Origin of the sequence: Streptomyces tibetensis (genome assembly GCF_007655005.1) — a bacterium.
Lineage (GTDB): Bacteria > Actinomycetota > Actinomycetes > Streptomycetales > Streptomycetaceae > Streptomyces > Streptomyces tibetensis.
Map to the genome: position 1 here is coordinate 19262 of NZ_SZVW01000034.1, position 11924 is coordinate 31185.

Below are 11924 nucleotides of genomic sequence, written 5' to 3' on the forward strand. Positions count from 1 at the left end.
GTGTCTGGCGGGGTCTCTGCGTTCGGCTACTCGGCTCGCTCGACGAGGGCGAGCGACGTGCACGACCGACGGACCGTCGCGTGTCCTGTCCGGCCGGTATGGCTCATGCACTGGACGTCGACCCCCGCGCCGTCTGTCGACGGCTTGGCCTTCCAGTCGCACGTCATGCACTCGGCCTCGAACGTCATGCAAGTGTCCGGCTGCTGGGTGATCCGGTGCTTCACGTACCGCAGGACGGAACGGGTCACTGCGCGCCCTCTTGGGCTCTCATCGCCTCGGCCATCCGCTCGGCCACGTCCGCGCGCACCATGCCGACGTGCACGTACGCGGTTCCCTTGAAGGTGACGACGGGGCGCAGCGTTCCCCAGACGCTCTCTGGGACGCCGAGGGAGTCCAGGGCCGCCCGCAGTGCCTCGGTCGCTGCGACGGCCGAGGCTCGGCTGTCTCGCCACGTCTGCATGTCCATCACTCGGCCCCGTGGTCTTCCCGCAGGTGCGTACGTAGCACGACGTTCGCGTCCGACACCTTCGAGTAGTCGCCGACCGATCGGGCGTTGGTTCGAGTCACGGCGAGGCCGAGGCATTCCCGGCAGCTTGCTACGGGTTCCGGCTCCTGATCCGGGGCCGTCAGGTGCACCGGCCCCGTGATCGTCGTCTTCGGTGTACTCATTCCGTACGGCCTCCCGGACTTCGTATCTGCCGAATCATGATTCCGCGGAATGGGCACCGATCCTCGGTTCATGCGTGTTGTCGACTGAAGTCATGCACGGCAGGCAGCCGACCACTCGGCGAGCCTCGCTCGAACTTCCTCACCGAACAGCGCACATTCCTCGTATCCGGCGAATTCCTTCAAGTAGGCATGCACGTCTCGACCGTCACGCAGTACGAGACTGCCCGCGGAAGTTTCGATGGTGACCAACGACGCGTCGTAGATGGTGAAGGTATTCAGTGGCACCCGAGGAGTTACCGTCCCCACGGGGATTACACCGATGTGCACATTCGGAAGGTAGGACAGGGAAGACAGGCGGTCCATCTGTTCGGCCAGAGCCAACGGCGAAACGACAGGCCAGCGAACGGCTTGCTCAGTCAGCAGGAACGTGAACTGTTTCGACGCGTCGTAGAGAACGGCTTGCCGTTCCAGCTTTCCCGCAACCGCCTTACTCGTATCTGCCGGGGAGTGAGCGAGGCTCGCCCGTACGTATTCCGGCGTGGCGAGGCGACCGGTAATCATCGAGAGCAGGAAGTAGCGCATGCGCGTCGAGGACGCTTCAAGCCCTTTCAGCTCCGCCTGTCGTGTTTCGAGCCCCTTACGGCGAAGCTCCCGAAGGTTCCGCCATTCCGTGTTGGCCATCCTGGCGAGCGCGGATGCCTCGGCGACCAGCTCGGGCGGCGCCTCCAAGGCTCTGAGGATCGCCTCCACGTCGACCAGGGACGGCCGCGTCCGGCCGTTCTCGATCCGGCTCACCTTGGACTGAGACATGTTGCAGCGCGCGGCGAGCCGATCCCCTGAGAGACCGGCTCGCTTGCGTAGCTCTCGGAGCAGTGAGGCAAGTTCCGGGCCGGACTCGCCAAGCTGCTCAGCTTCGAACGTCACCCTTCACGTACTCCAAGAACGGGACCGACTCGGCGACGGCGATGCGCTGGTACTCGACGAAGTCGGCCGGCTCGCTCTCGAACAGCTCCCGACTTACCTGCGTGCCGTCGCTCTCGTAACGCATGAGAACAACCGTCGAGCGGTCGAACATCCAGAAGTCCTGGACTCCCGGCAAAGGATTCTCTCGCTCGGTCACGTCGAGAATTCGGATGTCTTCCCCGGCGAGTACGTGCGGCGCGTAGTACCGGGAGAACTCGAATTGCAGATACTCGGAGAGTGGCCGAGTCACGATGTGCACTCGCCCCTTACGCCTCCCCTCACCGCGAAGCCTCTTCAGGTCTTCCGTGTACGGCGACGAGTAGGTTTCCGGGTCGACTCGCTTACCCGATCGGAAGGCTTCGAGCTCTTCGGACTCCTGCGGTACGAGGTACTGCGGCAACGTTTCCAGTCGCCACGCCTCGGACTGGAATCCCCGAAGAGTCGCCTTCCAGTCGTCACCATCCAAGAGCACGAACAGCCTCCCGAAGAACGCTCTCGGGAATCTCCACAAGCCCTTCCCCCTGCGGCGGATCGAAGGCACTGGAAACGTCGCCCTGCACGACGAACGTTCCCCGCTCGGTCCGGTAGACATTCGGGCAGTCGTCTTCGCCGCACTCGCCGTTTCCGTTGCCGGTAAGCCGAGTCAGTTCTTCGCGTGCCATCGAAACCCCCTTGTCTGACGGCCCGGCTGGGCCGTTGGACACGACCGTACGAGCGTCATGCTCGGCCGTCCATGCACGTTCGCGGGTATGCACGTTGTTGCATGAACTGCCCGGCGTGACACCGCCTCGTGGGAGAAGGGGGCGCCCCTCCTGCGCGGCCTTGATGTGCTCGGGCTTCAGCGCCTCCTCGCCGTACCGGGCAGTGAGGGCGCGCACTCGACCGAGGGGGGAGTCTGGCGGGGGTGGCTCCTCGCTCACCGTGCCGCCGAGGATCAGGGCGCCGAACGCGGCGCCTACGTCTTGCGGATCGCTCATGTCCATGCGAGGACGGTAGGCCGAGGGTCTGACAGTCGGGTGACCGGCGTCACGACGGACCAACCCTGACAAACCAAGATCGTTCTCCCACCAGTAAGTGAGGGCAGTCGACCCCTCGGCCAACGGGTGACCAGCGTCACTCAGGCCCCCTTTCTGGGGCCATGATCAACTTCCGTACAGTAAGTGAGGGTGGTTGGCTCCTCTCGTTGAGGTGCCCCTCGGGCTGGGCGAGCGCCGCCCCCCCCCTGGCCAACCACCAGGGGGCCGAGACTTCACCTTCGAGGCGGAGCAGACAGTAGGCCCTGATCGGAGGCGCGGAGAACGCGCGAGGCCGCCTGCAAGAACATCTCCGTCGCGGCCCCGATGTCGGTGCTGGGGTAATCGTGGTAGGTGTCCCCCGGCGACGGGTCTCCGTGTTCGTATCGCAGTGCGTACCACCACTCTTGCGCCAGATGAAACACCTCCAAGGCCAGCTCGTAGATCTCGTCAGGACCTTCGAGCATTACAGCCGAGAGCGCTTCGCCGGCCTGCGTCATCTCCTCCGGCCAGCCGTCCGGCACTGGCCTCCCCTGGAGGGCAGCATTACTTGTCTCCCCAACGACCCGTTCTACCCGGTGCAGGCAGGCGACGAAGTGCGCGTAGGCATCCCTGCGCACTTGCCTCAGCCACTGTTCATGTTGGCTTCGTCGCTGCCCACGTCCAGCCAGCCATGCTGCGCTGACGGTGCCGATCACGCCAATCGCGCCGCCAACTGCGGCCCCCAGCAAGCCTGCTACCCCCTGATCCATACAGCGAAATTACCCAAGGGGCAACTTGCTGGTGACCGAGGAAGATCGGCGCCGTGTGCGCATCGAACTGACCGAGCCCGTACCCGAGCAGGACTCTGCTGCCGTAGTCGCCATCGCGGACTACAAGAAGGAGCTCGGGCTCTGAACGCCGTCTACCCCCACCAAGAGGCAGGGGTAGACGGTTGGTCATTCGCGCTTCGCCCTGAACTCATCCGCTACAGCACGGATGGATCGGACGGCGGCGATGGCCTTCTCGGCGAGCGGCGGAATACGTTCAAGCAGTCGCTCGAACACCACCAGCGCAGCCACGAGGACGGCGCCGAAGATCGCCCAGTATTCGTTCATTCTTTTCCTTCGAAGTAGACGGCGTAAGTGGCGATGTCACCCGCCAAAGACACGCGTCTTCTCCTTTCCGTCTACCACGGTACGGCACCTCGCCCTCGACGCCAACGCGCAGGTGAGGCAAGTGACTTCGAGAGGTAATGCATGGCTGCACCTGCGCCGCTCACCCTCGAAGAGATCGAGCTCCTGGAGCCGAACTACCTTGGCCCCACCTGGCAGAAGGATGCCTTCGACCGGTGGAGGCTCCCCGAGTTCATGCTCGGCTGGCGGATCGCCGGCTGGTGCGAAGTTGACCGGATCGGTCGGCAACATGTAGAAACTCTCGTCCGCCTCTTCGAGGCGCACCGTAGCTCCCGCCGCTCGACGGCGGTTGAGCTGGACACTCCGCGAGAGTCCGCCATCCCGAGGGGCTGGCAAGGGAAGCCGAGGGCACCCCGAGCGCGAACGGTACGCGCGATCTCCCACCCACAGAAGGAGGTCGCACCCCCGTGCCCAAGACCAACCCCGCCGCCCCGTCCTGGGTCGGCTACACGTCCCGCTACCTCTCACTCCCCGCGAGCGAGCCGTTCCGGCTCTCCCCTCGGAAGCTGGCCCGCAAGTGCTCAATCCCCGCAGCCGAGTTCGAGTCCGGTCTCCGCTCCCTGCAAGAGGAGGGCTTCCTCCGGCGCCTCGGTTACGACACCTGGCAGCTCGCTCGGCCGGTGCGGTGACCATGCCCGAAGACCTGTTCCCCAAGATCGAGGAGAACCGAACCAAGCTACGGAAGCGTGGATACGCCCTGGCGGCCGAGCACTACCCACCGACCGGACAGGCTGCGCAGTGGTACGCCGACGTCATCCAGTGCGTGCCTCGCAGCGGCCAACGGGTGGCGAAGCAGCTTGCCCGGCTCTGCGCTGACGACTCGCGGGTGACGGTGCCGTGGCGCTCACTGGCCGATGCGGTGGGCGTCCGGGACAGCGCCGGTAGAGAGCGCGCGTACACCGAGCGAGGCGTACAGGTGCTCGTCGAGGCCGGATGGCTGACGGTCGAGACGATCGGCGTCAGGCGCGGAGCGAAGACGACGTTCAGTCTGGAGCCCGGAGACCGGGCCACAGAGTGGCTGGGCTGGGTCGACGCTGATGACTGGCTCGACGATGCCGCCTGAGAAGTTTTGGCCAGAGTAGGAGTCTCCGGCTCGGCCCCGAGCCTGCTCCTGCTGAGTCGAGAAGTTTTGGCCAGAGTAAGGATGCCTGGCGTATCGCCGGTCCATCCCGAACTTTTGGCCAGAGTAAGAGCACTGTCGTGCTCGACTCCTGGCGGAGTCTCCGCGCGGACAGACACAGTCCGTCTCGGGCAACGGCGAGAGCAAGCAGTAAGTAGCTCTGCGCTGTGGCCGGGCTCCCGCCCGGCACCTTCCCAAGACGTCTTGCAGCTCTGCTCTGTGGCGCCCTCCGGGCGCCCCTGACGCATGCCCGTTTACTCACTGGGGGCGCTACCGCGCCCCACATCCGAAGACACACACGGCAAGCAACTTCACCTTGCCGTTGCAGCTCTGCCCAAGTGGCCGCCGACAGGCGGCCCAACCCCAAGGAGGACAACCACAGTGGCACCCCGCAAGCTCGACCTGTCCGGCAACCGCTACGGCGCTCTCGTCGTCGTCGCCCAAGCTCACACCCACAGTCGTCCCGGTGGGGACGTCGTCACCTACTGGCGCTGTGACTGCGACTGCGGCCGGACGGTCGACGTTCCCGGCCCGTCGCTCCGACGCAAGAACAACCCGACCGTGACTTGTGGTGACCGAGGCGCCCACCGCTCGGGGAAGGCTCACCCGATGTTCGGCAAGCTCCGCGAGGAGTCCGGCAACTGGAAGGGCGACGCTGTCGCCTACACCACCGCTCACGCCCGAGTGAAGGCCGAGCACGGCCCTGCCTCGGGCTGGCGCTGCGCCTGTGGCTGCGGACGACAGGCCGCCGAGTGGGCGTACCTGGGCACGGACCCCAAGCCGAAGGTGTCGACGCACGCCGACTCCAAGGGCTCCCTGTATTCCACCGACCCCGAGCACTACGCCCCGCTCGCCAAGCCCTGTCACCGCAGCTTCGACGTGTGGCAGGCACAGCGCCATACCGGCGTCCCGATCGGTCTCGTCATCGCCGAAGCCCTGGCCGCTTGAGAAGGAGTTGATCCCCCTGTTTCTCGTCTCTCACGTCCACCACGCCGGCCGCCAGGCCGCCGAGCACTTCACAATCCTGCTCGACTCGCTCACCCTCCCCGGCGTGAACGTCCGGCTCATCTCTGCCGACGCACACCAGGGGCGAGGCTCTGCCCGCTGGCTCGACGTCGAGCTCTACGCCACGAAGGGTCACGGATACCCGAACGCCGACACGACGGACGCTCTCGACGCCGTGGTGCTCGCCCTGGACGTCATCACCGGCCACGAAGTGAAGGGCTTCGGTTCGGTCTGCGGTGGCGCTCTCGCGGGCTCTCATGCCATCCGCGAGGGTCTGGCTCTCTCGCTCCGACTGGACGTCGAGGCGGACGCACAGAGCCTTCCTGACTCTCACTTCCGGCTCGACGACCGGGAGCCCCGGCCCGTCGAGGAGGTGGCCGCGCAAGTCAGTGACCGCACCCAGGAGGGGCCGGCTCGGGAGTCTCGAAGCCAAGTCATCAAAACTCAGTACGAGTTGGTCCGCTCCTGGCGCCACACTGAAGGCATGGACGAACTGTATGTAGTCCGGCATCAGCCGACCTGGCGTGAGGAGCCGGACCCGGAGCCGGACGACGAGTACGACAACGACACGGACCACAAGACCGTGTACGCCCTCTTCGGGCTGGCCATCTACAAGGCCAACGTCCTCGAACACACCCTGGTCAACACCCTCGCGATGGCCAGGATCATCACGGCCGAGGAGCAGGGGGAACGACTCATCCGCGACCCTTGGGCGCAGGGGTTCAAGGACATGATGGGCAAGCTCATCCGGCGAGCCGAGCCGTACGTCAGCGCCTACCCGGAAGTGGTCGACGACCTCACCAACAGCTTGAAGCGGCGTAACTTCCTGGTTCACCACTTCTGGCGCGAGCGCATCCAAGAGATGATCACCGAGTCGAGCCGGGCCAAGCTGTGCGCGGACCTAAGGCGGACTGTCGACTCTTCACCCAGACGGACGAGCGTCTGACCGAGAGGGTCTTTGACCCCCTGGCGAGGAAGCGGGGGATCACTCCCGAGATGATCGAGGCTCAGTACGCGAAGGAACGCCGCGAGGCCATGAAGCGCTACGAGCCCGAGTCGTTCACCGAGGGGGAAGGCTCGGCCTGACATCAGTTTCGAGCGGGCCACCGAAGCGCCGACTCCGGCCCGGACTTCGCTCGCGCCTCGCCGATGAGGTCGGGTACGACAAGCTGACCGACGATCACTTTGACCTACCAAGCTGGGATTGCCGTAACAGGCTTACCCAGGGGGAAGCTCCGGTATTTTCAGCGCATGAAGATGCTGGCGGGGCAGTGGTGGTCGAACGTCGACGTCTGGGCGATCATCGTCTCGTCCGTCGTCGGCATTCTCTTTGGGGTCCTCAGCACCTGGGCCACGTTCAGGTCGGCCAATCCAAAGCTGCGCCTGCAATGGTGGACTACGGCGCAGCCCCCACTCTTTGATACGCGGTTCGGGGGTCGGATCACCGTCAGCGCACACGACATCACCGCGGACGATCCTCGCATCGTGCAGCTCAGCGTCGCGAACGTCGGCCGCAGGGACATTACTTCGGCCATGTTCCACAACGGCGAGTGTCTGGAGTTCGAGTTCGGCTCCCCGGTCCTGGCAACTCTGGCGGTCGACCAAGAGCCCGAGGAGGGGGCGTATGCCGGCATCTTGCTGCCGGCGGTGGGAGGCAATGAGATCGCCTTCTCACCGGGCCACATCAGGCGAGGCCAGGTGATCACCTTGACGTGCCTGCTCGACGGCCAGGACGTGGGGGTGCGATGCAGGCGCATGCCTCTGGTTGACATTGACTTCGTCAATGCGGCCCCTGGTGATCGAGCTCGCGCGGTGGGTCTCACGTTCTACGAGACGCTTCGCCAGGCGGCCCCCCTTCCCTTGCCGCGCCTCACTCGCCGCTGAGACGAACTGCCGACCGACTGCCCAGGTCGACCCTGAAACCGTGGCGCAAGGGCAGGCGGTAAGACGTAGCGGTGAGGAAGAACGCGCCCAGGGGGTCATACCCCACCCCTTACGGCCGACCGGCGACGCGTCGACAGCCACCAGCACAGCCGAGGACGGGCCACGTCGACCGCTCGCAACCACTCACGCACGCATCGGCCCAACTCCTCAGCCACTCACTCAACGGCCAACACAGCGGCACTCAGCGGCTCGACGAGAACGACGACGACGGTCGCAAGCAGGCAATAGACCAGAGCCCCGGCTCATCTCTCCTCGCGAGGGTTGAGACCGAGGCCCTTCACGTCGTTGTGAGCTCAACCACATCCGACCGTCTCAGGCTTGACAAGATCGACTCATCCGAGAGAGAACCGGGACGCAAGTTTGTTCCCCCAAGCATCACCACACGAACTCGTCGTGCAGCGGATCGATGAGCAGGCCCGGCACGGACCGGAAGGCGGCGGCACCGATGATCGTCACGAAGGTCACGGCGGCGACGAACCAGGCGCGGTGCACCCGCACACGGGTCGGCTTCGGCGGCTGCTGGACGGCCGCTGCTTCGGTTGTCTGGGTCACGACATAGAGCTTCCGGCCTGTGGCGTACTCCATCGAGTGGCCCGAAGGACAGCATTCGTCAGGATCGGGCCATAGCATCGGGGCATGAGCCGTGAGCCGGAGTTCCGCCCGCACCGGGTCGTCGTCCTCGCCCTGGACGGCCTGCTCCCCTTCGAGCTGGGCATCCCGCACCGCATCTTCGGCCGCCCCCGGGACGCCCGGGGGCGCCTGCTGTACGACGTCGTCACCTGCTCGGTCCGTCCCCCGGGCCCGGTGCAGACCGACGCAGACTTCGCCATCCAGGTCGAGCACGGCCCGGAGGCACTGGCCACCGCCGACACGGTGATCGTCCCGGCGTCGTACGAACTCGGCCCGGTCTTCGAGCAGGGCGTGCTGACCGGCGAACTGGCCGCCGCCCTCGCCCTCATCCGTCCCGGCACCCGGCTCGCCTCGATCTGCACCGGCGTCTACGTCCTCGCCGCCGCCGGTCTCCTCGACGGCCGCCCCGCCACCACGCACTGGGCCGACGCCGACCGCTTCCAGCGGCTGTTCCCGCAGATCGAGGTCGACCCGGGCGTCCTGTTCATCGACGACGGTGATGTCCTGACCTCCGCCGGCGTCGCGGCCGGCATCGACCTGTGCCTGCACATGGTGCGCCGCGACCACGGCACGGCGGTCGCGAACGAGGTGGCCCGCCGCACGGTCGTACCGCCGCACCGCGACGGCGGTCAGGCGCAGTACATTCACCGGCCGGTGCCGGACCCGCAGCAGGCGACCACGACCTCGGCCCGCGCCTGGGCCCTGGGCCGTCTCCACGAGCCGATCCAGCTGCGCGACATGGCCGACCGGGAGTCCATGTCGGTGCGCACCTTCACCCGCCGCTTCCGCGAGGAGACCGGCGTCAGCCCCGGCCAGTGGCTCACCCAGCAGCGCGTGGAGCGGGCCCGCCACCTCCTGGAGTCCACCGACCGCTCCGTCGACCGGGTGGCGCGGGACGCGGGCTTCGGCACGGCCCAGTCGATGCGCCAGCACCTCCAGTCGGCCCTGGGGGTCACGCCCACGGCGTACCGGCGGACGTTCCGTGCGGAGAACGACGGGCCCGCCACCCTCAGAAGCTGAGCAGCCCCGCCCTCCTGAGGCTGAGCGGCCCCGTCTCAGAGGCTGAGCACCGGCGCCCTCCAGAGGCTGAGCGGCCCCGCCCTCAGAAGCCGAGCACCACCGCCCTCCTGAGGCTGAGCGGCCCCGGCCTCAGAAGCCGAGCACCACCGCCCTCAGAAGGTGAGCACCGCCCGCGCCACCCGCCCCGCCTCCGCGTCCGCCGCCGCCTTCTCGAAGTCCTCGACCGGATAGGTCCGGGTGACCAGTTCGTCGAGCAGGAGGCGCCCCCGGCGGTACAGCTCGGCGTACAGGGCGATGTCCCGCTGCGGGCGGGAGGAGCCGTAGCGGCAGCCCAGGATGGACTTGTCGAGGTACATCGAGGAGACGCGGAAGGACGCCTCGGCCGTGGCGGGCGGAACCCCGAGGAGGATCGCCTGGCCGTGCCGGTCCAACGCGTCGATCGCCTGCCGGATCAGCTCCACCCGGCCGACACACTCGAAGGCGTGGTCCGCGCCCGTGGGCAGGAGGTCGCGCACGCCCTCGGCCGAGGTGAGGAAGTCGGTCGCGCCGAACCGCCGCGCGACCTCCTCCTTCGCCGGGTTGGCGTCCACGGCGACGATCCGCCCGGCGCCCGCGAGCCGCGCCCCCTGGAGCACGTTCAGGCCGATGCCGCCCGTCCCGATGACCAGGACGCTGTCGCCGTGGTCGACCCGCGCCCGGTTGAGTACGGCGCCGACCCCCGTCAGCACCCCGCACCCGATGAGCGCGGCCGACGTCAGTGGGATGTCGTCGGGGACGCGGACCGCCTGTACGGCCTTGACGACCGTGCGCTCGGCGAACGCGGAGTTGGACGCGAACTGGTGCACCGGCGAGCCGGCGTGGCCGAACGGCCGGCCCGGGCGTCCGATGGCCCGCCGGCACATGGTCGGCCGCCCCCGGTCGCACTCGGCACACGTGCCGCAGTTCGCCAGGGTGGACAGCGCCACATGGTCCCCGGGCACGACATGGGTGACGCCCGCACCCACCGCCTCCACGACCCCGGCCCCCTCATGGCCCAGCACCACGGGAACGGGGAAGGGGATGGTCCCGTCCACCACCGACAGATCGCTGTGGCACAGCCCGGCCGCCGAGATCGCGACCCGCACCTCGCCCGGCCCGGGCTCGCGCACCTCCAGGTCCGTCACGACCCGGACCTGCTTCCCGTCGAAGATCACGCCTCGCATCACACGGCCCCCTTGGGCTCCCTGGGCAGGCCGAGCACGCGCTCGGCGATGATCGTGCGCTGGATCTGGTCCGAGCCGCCGTAGATCGTGTCGGCCCGTGAGAAGAGGAACAGGTGCTGCGCGGCGTCCAGTTGGTACGGGTCCGAGGCCGACCAGTCGGCGGGGCCCACCCCTGCCGCCGCGCCCCGCACCAGCACGGCCAGCTCCCCGAGCCGCTGGTGCCAGCCCGCCCACAGCAGCTTGGCCACGCTCGGGGCGCCCGCGTCACCGGAACCCCCCAGCGTGCGCAGGGCGTTCCAGCGCATCGTGCGCAGTTCGGCCCACTGCCGCACGAGCCGCTCCCGTACGACGGGGTCCCGCACCGCGCCCGACTCCACGGCCGCCCGCACCACTGCGTCCAGTTCCTCGGCGAAGCCGATCTGCTGGGCCAGCGTGGACACCCCGCGCTCGAAGCCGAGCAGGCCCATGGCGACGCGCCAGCCGTTGCCCGCGCCGCCGACGACGTGCTCCGCGCGGGCGCCGTCGAAGAAGACCTCGTTGAAGTCGGCGGTGCCGGTCATCTGGCGGATGGGGCGGACCTCGATCCGGCCGGGCTGGTCCATGGGGACGAGCAGGAAGGACAGGCCGTGGTGCCGCACCGAGCCGGGTTCTGTCCGGGCCAGCACGAAACACCAGTCCGCCTCGTGGGCGAGCGACGTCCAGATCTTCTGCCCGGTGACGCGGTACGTACGGCCGTCCGGCTCGGGCACGGCCGCGGTCCGGATCCCGGCCAGGTCCGATCCCGCGCCGGGTTCGCTGTACCCCTGGCACCAGAGTTCCGCACCGGCGGCGATCGGCGGCAGGAAGCGCGACTTCTGCTCGTCGGTGCCGTGGGCGAGGAGCGTGGGCGCGAGCAGGTTCTCCCCGATGTGCCCGGACCGCGCCGGCGCCCCCGACCGCGCGTACTCCTCGGCCCAGACGACCTGCTGGGTGAGGGTGGCCCTGCGATTCCCGTAACCGTCCTCGCCCCACCCGAGCCCGATCCACCCGGCAGCACCGAGCGCACGCTCCCACGTGCGGCGGTCCGAGACGCCGTCGGCACGCACAGCGAGCCAGGCACGAGCTTCGCTGCGGAACGCGTCGTCCTCCGGCCCGAAGTCGAAGTCCACCAGGGTGCTCCTCTCGATGCCGCGGGGGCAGATTC

At 67.8% G+C, this 11924-nt stretch carries 16 protein-coding genes and 1 pseudogene; 7 read left to right on the plus strand and 10 right to left on the minus strand.

Translation table 11 applies throughout. The features are described 5' to 3' along the window. Nucleotides 1-26: 26 nt before the first annotated feature. From FDO69_RS43265 to FDO69_RS41695, 6 genes are all read right to left on the minus strand, one after another. Nucleotides 27-248: a DUF7848 domain-containing protein gene (locus FDO69_RS43265; RefSeq protein WP_104788551.1), complete on the minus strand. Its 222-nt coding sequence runs from the start codon at nucleotides 246-248 to the stop codon at nucleotides 27-29. Then, nucleotides 245-460, minus strand: coding sequence for a hypothetical protein (locus FDO69_RS39120; protein WP_234388295.1), 216 nt, complete (start codon nucleotides 458-460; stop codon nucleotides 245-247). The genes FDO69_RS43265 and FDO69_RS39120 overlap by 4 nt, the downstream gene beginning before the upstream one ends. Nucleotides 461-759: 299 nt before the next feature. Then, on the minus strand, nucleotides 760-1593 hold the full coding sequence (locus tag FDO69_RS39130) for a helix-turn-helix domain-containing protein (protein WP_104788557.1): 834 nt from the start codon (nucleotides 1591-1593) through the stop codon (nucleotides 760-762). Then, on the minus strand, nucleotides 1577-2104 hold the full coding sequence (locus FDO69_RS39135) for a DUF6879 family protein (protein ID WP_104788560.1): 528 nt from the start codon (nucleotides 2102-2104) through the stop codon (nucleotides 1577-1579). Before FDO69_RS39135 ends, FDO69_RS39130 begins: the two co-directional genes overlap by 17 nt. After that, nucleotides 2088-2294, minus strand: a complete 207-nt coding sequence (locus FDO69_RS39140) for a hypothetical protein (protein WP_104788680.1) — start codon at nucleotides 2292-2294, stop codon at nucleotides 2088-2090. The genes FDO69_RS39135 and FDO69_RS39140 overlap by 17 nt, the downstream gene beginning before the upstream one ends. Nucleotides 2295-2881: 587 nt before the next feature. Further along, nucleotides 2882-3397, minus strand: a complete 516-nt coding sequence (locus tag FDO69_RS41695) for a hypothetical protein (protein ID WP_138430278.1) — start codon at nucleotides 3395-3397, stop codon at nucleotides 2882-2884. 31 nt (nucleotides 3398-3428) lie between these two features. On the opposite strand from FDO69_RS41695, the gene FDO69_RS43270 reads away from it, so the two are divergent. Next, nucleotides 3429-3542, plus strand: coding sequence for a phage terminase small subunit (locus FDO69_RS43270; protein ID WP_442802785.1), 114 nt, complete (start codon nucleotides 3429-3431; stop codon nucleotides 3540-3542). Between the two features lie 41 nt (nucleotides 3543-3583). Here FDO69_RS43270 and FDO69_RS41465 read toward each other — a convergent pair whose 3' ends face one another. Further along, nucleotides 3584-3742, minus strand: coding sequence for a hypothetical protein (locus FDO69_RS41465; protein ID WP_159030689.1), 159 nt, complete (start codon nucleotides 3740-3742; stop codon nucleotides 3584-3586). 485 nt (nucleotides 3743-4227) lie between these two features. On the opposite strand from FDO69_RS41465, the gene FDO69_RS41470 reads away from it, so the two are divergent. The 5 genes from FDO69_RS41470 to FDO69_RS39175 all read left to right on the plus strand — a co-directional run bounded on the left by FDO69_RS41470 (nucleotide 4228) and on the right by FDO69_RS39175 (nucleotide 7829). After that, on the plus strand, nucleotides 4228-4449 hold the full coding sequence (locus tag FDO69_RS41470; protein ID WP_159030690.1) for a hypothetical protein: 222 nt from the start codon (nucleotides 4228-4230) through the stop codon (nucleotides 4447-4449). A 2-nt stretch (nucleotides 4450-4451) separates the two neighbouring features. After that, a complete protein-coding gene (locus tag FDO69_RS41475; protein ID WP_159030691.1) occupies nucleotides 4452-4883 on the plus strand; it encodes a hypothetical protein in 432 nt (143 codons plus the stop codon). Nucleotides 4884-5321: 438 nt separating this feature from the next. Then, nucleotides 5322-5888 carry a hypothetical protein gene (locus FDO69_RS39165; RefSeq protein ID WP_104788572.1) on the plus strand — a complete coding sequence of 189 codons (567 nt, stop codon included), beginning with the start codon at nucleotides 5322-5324 and terminating at the stop codon, nucleotides 5886-5888. Between the two features lie 7 nt (nucleotides 5889-5895). Next, entirely contained in the window at nucleotides 5896-6891 is a 996-nt protein-coding gene (locus FDO69_RS42575) for a hypothetical protein (protein WP_234388296.1), read from the plus strand. 305 nt (nucleotides 6892-7196) lie between these two features. Then, the gene (locus FDO69_RS39175) at nucleotides 7197-7829 is read left to right on the plus strand and encodes a hypothetical protein (protein WP_104788574.1); all 633 of its coding nucleotides are present in this window, start codon (nucleotides 7197-7199) and stop codon (nucleotides 7827-7829) included. Between the two features lie 438 nt (nucleotides 7830-8267). Here FDO69_RS39175 and FDO69_RS39180 read toward each other — a convergent pair. Next, nucleotides 8268-8441, minus strand: a pseudogene (locus FDO69_RS39180) (MFS transporter); the annotation flags it as partial. Between the two features lie 84 nt (nucleotides 8442-8525). Between FDO69_RS39180 and FDO69_RS39185 the strand changes: the two are divergent. Further along, on the plus strand, nucleotides 8526-9539 hold the full coding sequence (locus FDO69_RS39185; RefSeq protein ID WP_104788577.1) for a GlxA family transcriptional regulator: 1014 nt from the start codon (nucleotides 8526-8528) through the stop codon (nucleotides 9537-9539). Between the two features lie 152 nt (nucleotides 9540-9691). Here the strand turns inward: FDO69_RS39185 and FDO69_RS39190 are convergent, their stop codons facing one another. Both FDO69_RS39190 and FDO69_RS39195 read right to left on the minus strand, forming a co-directional pair. Continuing rightward, a complete protein-coding gene (locus FDO69_RS39190) occupies nucleotides 9692-10741 on the minus strand; it encodes a Zn-dependent alcohol dehydrogenase (RefSeq protein ID WP_104788580.1) in 1050 nt (349 codons plus the stop codon). Further along, a complete protein-coding gene (locus tag FDO69_RS39195; protein WP_104788582.1) occupies nucleotides 10741-11889 on the minus strand; it encodes an acyl-CoA dehydrogenase family protein in 1149 nt (382 codons plus the stop codon). Before FDO69_RS39195 ends, FDO69_RS39190 begins: the two co-directional genes overlap by 1 nt. Between the last annotated feature and the right edge of the window lie 35 nt (nucleotides 11890-11924).

Bases quoted from the DNA above. Each gene is read 5' to 3' on its own strand.
- FDO69_RS39140 (WP_104788680.1), bottom strand. From the start codon at position 2,294: ATGGCACGCGAAGAACTGACTCGGCTTACCGGCAACGGAAACGGCGAG.
- FDO69_RS39190 (WP_104788580.1), bottom strand. From the start codon at position 10,741: ATGCGAGGCGTGATCTTCGACGGGAAGCAGGTCCGGGTCGTGACGGAC.
- FDO69_RS39185 (WP_104788577.1), top strand. From the start codon at position 8,526: ATGAGCCGTGAGCCGGAGTTCCGCCCGCACCGGGTCGTCGTCCTCGCC.
- FDO69_RS39175 (WP_104788574.1), top strand. From the start codon at position 7,197: ATGAAGATGCTGGCGGGGCAGTGGTGGTCGAACGTCGACGTCTGGGCG.
- FDO69_RS41695 (WP_138430278.1), bottom strand. From the start codon at position 3,397: ATGGATCAGGGGGTAGCAGGCTTGCTGGGGGCCGCAGTTGGCGGCGCG.
- FDO69_RS41475 (WP_159030691.1), top strand. From the start codon at position 4,452: ATGCCCGAAGACCTGTTCCCCAAGATCGAGGAGAACCGAACCAAGCTA.
- FDO69_RS39120 (WP_234388295.1), bottom strand. From the start codon at position 460: ATGCAGACGTGGCGAGACAGCCGAGCCTCGGCCGTCGCAGCGACCGAG.
- FDO69_RS41465 (WP_159030689.1), bottom strand. From the start codon at position 3,742: ATGAACGAATACTGGGCGATCTTCGGCGCCGTCCTCGTGGCTGCGCTG.